The organism is Dyella sp. ASV21 (assembly GCF_016428975.1).
Lineage (GTDB): Bacteria > Pseudomonadota > Gammaproteobacteria > Xanthomonadales > Rhodanobacteraceae > Dyella.
Genome location: NZ_JAELTT010000120.1, coordinates 1 through 5,826, shown reverse-complemented (window position 1 = coordinate 5,826; position 5,826 = coordinate 1). Strand labels below are relative to the sequence as shown.

The window sequence follows — 5,826 nt, the reverse complement described above, 5'->3', positions numbered from 1 at the left end:
ACGCCACCAGCTCGGCAACACCGCTGCCCAACGGCGCGGCGAATAGGACCAGCAGTACGAACCAGATCGCCCGCGGCAGGCCGTTGGGCGCAACCCGGACCGTCGTGGCGCGATACCAGGCCGTGGATGCGAGGACCAGTTCGAGAAGGAATGAGAAAGTCGTTAGGAACGAGGACATGGACTGATCCCGTCGTGTAGGTCAGTCCATCCTCTGGGCCGGATTGCGTGGGTCCAACATCGACGCGATTTCGCGCCGCGTCCATCACCAACGCATCAGAACAACCCGATCTTCGGATGGAACTGGGCCCATTCCGCTTGGCACTTCGCCGGGAGCGCGTCGACCCTCGGTGCGTCCATATCGACCTTGAACGAGTCGGTATCCACGATCTCGTAGGCGAACATCACGCACTGATCTTTGATGTTGGGGCTGTAGCCATACCCTACCCACCCGATCTCGGAGCGGAACATGTAAGCCTGAAAGCTGCACGGGGCCGGCGCCGTCGGCTTTCCATCCAATGGCTTCGCGTCGTGAATTTCCTTGCAGGCGCTGTCCTGCAACTTGACGAAGACGGGATGCTTCATCGAGTTATCGACCTGATACGCGGTCACCGCGCCGATGGCGAGGAGGCCCAGGAGAAAGGGCAGCAGGGCCTTGGCTTTGATCTTGAACATGTGGTTCCAATGTCGACACAGGACACGATGTCGGATGGTAGGCGGTCGAAGAGTAGCCGTGCCAGGACTTAGCGCGGCGCGCGCCGACCGAAGAAGTGCTCATAGGCATGGGGGTATGGCTTGAGCCACTCCGCGGCCATCTCGGAGGTGAGCGGGAGCAAATCGTTCACGCGCGCGCCGCCGAGGATGTCCACCACCACGGTGATCACATACCACTCGCCAGATACGTCACGGCAAAGCTGCTCCAGCACCTGCCGTCGGCTCCAGGTCACGTCAACCATGCGGGTTGCCGCGACCAATGACTGTGCACCGTCATAGCGGCGGCCGCCTATGAAGTGCTCGACCTGATGGATAGCCCCCGCTACCTGGTCCGCGCGCCGACGGCGCCGAAGCTCGATAACACCCCAGGTGACTCCCACCAGGGCCACAGCCGCGCCGAGCGCGAGGGGCAGCACTGCGCTACTTGCGGCAATCGACGCGCTGGCCACCAGACGCGCGTCGCCAGCGGTGAAGCGAAACGGCATTTCGCCCATGAGTGTGCCCATCACGGGCTCTCCATCGAAAGCATGACCGGAGCAGCTGGCATCCGCGCGAGAATCCACTGTTCTTGCTCACCCTGGGACGTCACTCCGCCCTGGCCAGCCAGCGCGGGTAGCCGCTCGGCCTCGTCGAGGGGATCGCCCACCTGCGCCATGCTGGTTATCGCGTCTTTGCCGCGCCCCACGGCTTCCAATACCGCGCTGGCGATGTGCTGCAGCCGCTCCCTCGTGCGATAGGGCATGCCATCGGTGATCCCGCGCAGCTCGGGCACCTTCCTGATGTCCACTACCTTCTGCTCGACACTGCGCGCGCGGAATCCAACGCTGTAGCGGAGGATGGAGCGGCACTTGCCGTGCCAGCCGATGACGCGGATTTCGGCCAGTGCGAACTGGCTGCCAGACGGGTCCGCGACCAGAAGCTCCCTGCCCGGCCTGTAGATGGGTGTAAGGCTCATTGCGCTCTCCATTGCGACCTGGCCACGGTATGACCCGTGGCCGGTGGCCGAATGGGGAAACGCCGCCATGTCATCGCGGTGTTTCCAGACGTTGGCGTCCCGTGCGGACCGGTTTGGCCCTGCTACGGGCGAAGAGTGATCAAAATGTCGCCACTCCGTCCCGGCCCGCGCCGCTGCGGGACACATTGGCACTTATCCACAGCTTCACCAACAATAGCTGTTGATGGCCGCGCCGCTATGCGGCCATGCGGTCGTAGAGCGCGCGCAGATCCACGGTGTTGGCCTGGGCCAAGGCCTTCGCCACCTTCCAGCACACGCTGTTACCGATCAGCTTCACTTGGTCAGTCTTGCTGATGGCCTTCCAGTAGAGCTCACCGGTATCGGGGTTCTCGAAGAGACCACGATCAAGGATGTAGCTGTCGACAGGAAACCCGTTGGCCGCGGCAAGCTCGCGAGGCACCAGCATTCGAAGCGTGATGTCCACAAGCACGTGGTCGCCGACGATGATCATGTCGGCAGCGGTCGGAAACTGCTCCGGCAGGAACTCGTGCAGCAGCTCCGCACATAAGCGCGCGCGCTCCCGGTGCTCCGGTGCAAGGAGGTCGGAAGGAACCTGCACAACGCTGACCAATCCCATCCGATCCTTCGTGGGAACCGTGTGCATGGCGTCGTGCATGGCCTGCCACTGACCGCCCTCACCGTAGTACTTCACCAGGCACGCGGTCACCAGCTGCTGATGGCTACCGGTACCGGTGATCGTGCTCACAGGGGATCGCAGCGAGTGCCCCACGCTCTGGTTGCCCTGCGGTCCACCGCTCGCTTGTGCCAGGTAGCACGCTTCGACGGGCTCGGGAGCAAACCGAGCTTCGACCAGGCCCATGGCGTGGGCCGCACCTGCGGGTCGCGCCATGTCTCCGCCAGCCGTCACGGTGGGCAGAGGACTGTGCAAGTCGGAGCCTGCTGAGTCGAACCGCCACTTCGCGATGTACGCGCGACTCAGTCCACCGCCCCCCACATTCGCCATAGGAACCACCACGGGTTGCGCGAGTGCGTGGTGAGTTCCACCGCCGGTGATCGTGGAGAGCGGCTCTCGCGTGGAATGCGTGGACGTGTGCGCGCTGCTTGTCCCTCGGAGGGGAACGATAAACGGGTTCGGCGTGTTGAGGATGAACCTCCAAACACCCTTGGCGACACGCCGACGGCTGTTGTGAGCCAGTTCCTTCTTCCGGCCAAAGATGCTCTTCGCCGGAATGGAAAAGTCGATGCACTCGTGCGCTGGGCGCCAGCGCTGTGCGGCGGCCCCTGCCTTCGAGTGGGTTGCTTCGGGCCAGACAATGGGTGCGCCATCACAGCGCGCGATCAGGTAAAGACGCTTTCGGATGGTGGGCGTGTCGAAATCGGCAGCGACTATCTCGCGGTACTCAACGACATACCCGAGGTTCTCGAGCTGCTTCACCCAGCGCTTGAAGGTCTTGCCCTTGTGCTCCTTCGACGGACTCCCATCCCGGTTCAATTTGCCCCAGTCCTGGAACTCGACCACGTTCTCCAAGTGGATGATGCGCGGCTTGCACGCCTTCGCCCACTTGATGACGACCCATGCCAACGCACGGACTCGCTTGCTTCGTGGAGCCGAGCCCTTTGCACGGGAAAACGATCTGCAGTCAGGCGAGGCCCACAATACGGCTACTGGGCGTCCACCTGTAGCAACCAGGGGGTCCACTTCGAAGACGTCACACGTGAAGTGCTTCGTGTTCGGATGATTGGCGCGGTGCACTGCTACCGCAATCGGATTGTGGTTCACCGCGATGTCCGGGTCGCGATACGCGGCCTTCAATCCGAGTGACGCACCGCCGCCACCGGCGAACAGATCGACGACGAGCTCCTGACCGAAATCCAGGAACCCGCTCTGCGTGTCCGGCTTCAGGGCACGGCGAACTTGGGTCCTGAGTGCGCTGCTCGATGCGAAAGAGCCGTCGGCCATGGAGTGCTCCGGTAGGTCGTGGAATCGCTTCCAGGATCTACAAAGCGGCGGGCTTCCAAAGTTCGACGCACTTTCACCGCTGTGCTCAGCTGCCCCGATTCAATCGCAGTGTCCGCTATCGACGCCCGCCTTCCGAGCTGCTGACGCATCGCGATTCACATCTTCGCGATGGTGCCGCGCCGCGGAGAAAGCACGACAGCGCGACTGGCCCTGGGTGCCAGGCTTGGACTCGTTTGCTTGAGTGGGTGCTGCAGACCGCTCGCGCTCAGCAACCCTGAACTCCGGCGCATCGTGGTACACCGGAGCGGATAGGACTGCTGCGGCCAGCAAGACGTGGGCTATCGCTGTGATCATCTCGGTGTCCTTACCTTTGATCGACTATCCCTGTCGCTCATTCAATCGTACGTCACCACTACCATCCGCGGCGTGCCCGCCGCCCACTGCCAGAGGTACGCCGTGAGCTTGGATTCCGCCCCGGTGACGGCCGTCGCGGTCACGTGGCCACCTACCGGCGTGCCGTCGGACGCCACGCACAGGGGCCGACCCTGATCCGCATCGGCCGCCTGCACCGGGCCGCATGTCGGATTGACGACGCTGCCGACGAAGGTGATACGCCCATCCGATGCCAACGCGGGCGTGTGAGCGAGCGCCACCGCCGCTGCAACGGCGAAAGCGACGATTGCGCGACGGCGAATCGGGGCGAACAGGTTCATGGGGTCATCTCCGCGAAGGTTGTGCAACCACTTTCGGGCTCGCGGATACGACGCAAAGAACACGCCGCTTGCGCACGTGGAACCACCATCACGAGAAGAACAGGGACGCCAGGGAGTGGTGCGCGATCGAGAACAGAACAAGCATCCCCGACAGCGCAATACCGGCCTTGGTGGCGGAGCGACTTACCGGGTCCTTATGCAGAGCGTCCTTACTAGACGGCAGCAGCACGAGCATGCCAAGAATGATCAGCGTCAGGATGCCCACGAGGATGTGCGAAAGCCCCGTCGTGTAGAACTCAAAGATGATCGAATTGACCGCCGCAGTACCCAACACGTCTCCCAGTCGACCCGTCAAGCGATCGCAGCTTCCCGGTGCCCCAGTGCACCCTTGCGGCGTGTGGCGGAGGTCGGCGGCGACGCGCTGTACGGTCGCGTCTACCACGCTCGCGTCCGAGAGGTGCTCGATGTGGTAACGGCGCACAAGCAGCTCTCGGCTACCGTCATCGTCCGGGGACGAGTCCAACCACATCATCCTCGCGACCAGGTCAGCTGACCCGCTAGCGGTCCGGTCCAGACTGTACGACGCCGCCACGCCGCGCATGCCCGTCTGCGAGAGGCCCTTGGCGAGGCGGAAGGCCGGATCGAAATGATCGACAGCAATGAAGGAGAAGAAGACACCCAGCGCGACTGCCAGGATCGCCTTCAGGATGAGGAGCTCGCCATAGCGAATGCGCTTCGCCACCGGCGCTTGGTCGGCTGAGGTCAACGCGTGGTCTGTCATGGTTCCGTCCCTGTTGAATAGAAAGTTTCCGCGCACGGCAATCGACGTGTGGTCGGTTCGCGGCAAAGTGTCCGTCTCGGCCGTACCAGCCGCCGGCGGAAAGGCCCGGGTTACGTTGGCGGGTTTCCCCGCTACAGAATCAGGCGACCGGCGCGGCCGCGCTCCTCAGCTGCGCGCGTCGCGCCTTGCAGTTGGCGCACAGACCAGTCAGCCATGCCCACGACCTTAATCTCGCGGATCGCAGCGAGACACCCGGCGACTCCGGCGCCGATGACATGGGTCGCCTCAGGTCTCAGGCAGAAGCGATGGCGCTTTCCCTCCCGCTCGGTCGCAACGTCATGCAGGAGAACGTCGAGCCACGAATCCGGGTCGGAGGGGTCGCGTTGAGGTCGCGCCGACGTGCACGCCCAGGCCGTCACGCGGTACTGTCTGCCGCGAAAGGCGAATAGGGTTCCCACGGCCGGGGCTATCACCCCTACCCGCCGCGTCTGCGTCACGGGTTGCACAGGTGCCTGACCTCGGCCAGCTTGTCGGCCGCAAAGTCTTCGAAGCTGCGCTTCCACAACGCGTCTTCAATCACCCCAGCGAGACCCGACTCGACGCCCTGCCATTCGGTGGCCCAGCCGGCGACGTGCTGCGCGAATAGCGAGTCGCTGCCCGGGGCGAAGCCGGCGTGCATGGCGAA

7 protein-coding genes are annotated in these 5,826 nt (G+C 63.7%); all 7 read right to left on the bottom strand.

The features are described from left to right. Positions 1-273 precede the first annotated feature (273 nt). Positions 274-672, bottom strand: coding sequence for a hypothetical protein (locus JHD67_RS20715; protein ID WP_199039956.1), 399 nt, complete (start codon positions 670-672; stop codon positions 274-276). Positions 673-740: 68 nt separating this feature from the next. Next, positions 741-1,220 (bottom strand): hypothetical protein, encoded by a 480-nt coding sequence (locus JHD67_RS20710; RefSeq protein WP_199101051.1) that lies wholly within the window; start codon positions 1,218-1,220, stop codon positions 741-743. Further along, the gene (locus tag JHD67_RS20705) at positions 1,217-1,666 is read right to left on the bottom strand and encodes a hypothetical protein (RefSeq protein ID WP_199039961.1); all 450 of its coding nucleotides are present in this window, start codon (positions 1,664-1,666) and stop codon (positions 1,217-1,219) included. Before JHD67_RS20705 ends, JHD67_RS20710 begins: the two co-directional genes overlap by 4 nt. Positions 1,667-1,901: 235 nt before the next feature. Further along, positions 1,902-3,647 (bottom strand): DNA cytosine methyltransferase, encoded by a 1,746-nt coding sequence (locus tag JHD67_RS20700; RefSeq protein WP_199039964.1) that lies wholly within the window; start codon positions 3,645-3,647, stop codon positions 1,902-1,904. A gap of 395 nt (positions 3,648-4,042) precedes the next feature. After that, the gene (locus JHD67_RS20695) at positions 4,043-4,360 is read right to left on the bottom strand and encodes a hypothetical protein (protein WP_199101050.1); all 318 of its coding nucleotides are present in this window, start codon (positions 4,358-4,360) and stop codon (positions 4,043-4,045) included. Positions 4,361-4,448: 88 nt separating this feature from the next. Continuing rightward, the gene (locus JHD67_RS20690) at positions 4,449-5,141 is read right to left on the bottom strand and encodes a hypothetical protein (RefSeq protein ID WP_199048278.1); all 693 of its coding nucleotides are present in this window, start codon (positions 5,139-5,141) and stop codon (positions 4,449-4,451) included. 493 nt (positions 5,142-5,634) lie between these two features. Next, positions 5,635-5,826 (bottom strand): hypothetical protein (locus JHD67_RS20685; protein WP_199101049.1); only part of this gene is annotated, 192 nt, incomplete at its 5' end.

What these genes read in the sequence shown, in the direction of transcription:
- JHD67_RS20715 (WP_199039956.1), bottom strand. Translation starts at nt 672, where the DNA reads ATGTTCAAGATCAAAGCCAAGGCCCTGCTGCCCTTTCTCCTGGGCCTC.
- JHD67_RS20705 (WP_199039961.1), bottom strand. Translation starts at nt 1,666, where the DNA reads ATGAGCCTTACACCCATCTACAGGCCGGGCAGGGAGCTTCTGGTCGCG.
- JHD67_RS20700 (WP_199039964.1), bottom strand. Translation starts at nt 3,647, where the DNA reads ATGGCCGACGGCTCTTTCGCATCGAGCAGCGCACTCAGGACCCAAGTT.
- JHD67_RS20695 (WP_199101050.1), bottom strand. Translation starts at nt 4,360, where the DNA reads ATGAACCTGTTCGCCCCGATTCGCCGTCGCGCAATCGTCGCTTTCGCC.
- JHD67_RS20690 (WP_199048278.1), bottom strand. Translation starts at nt 5,141, where the DNA reads ATGACAGACCACGCGTTGACCTCAGCCGACCAAGCGCCGGTGGCGAAG.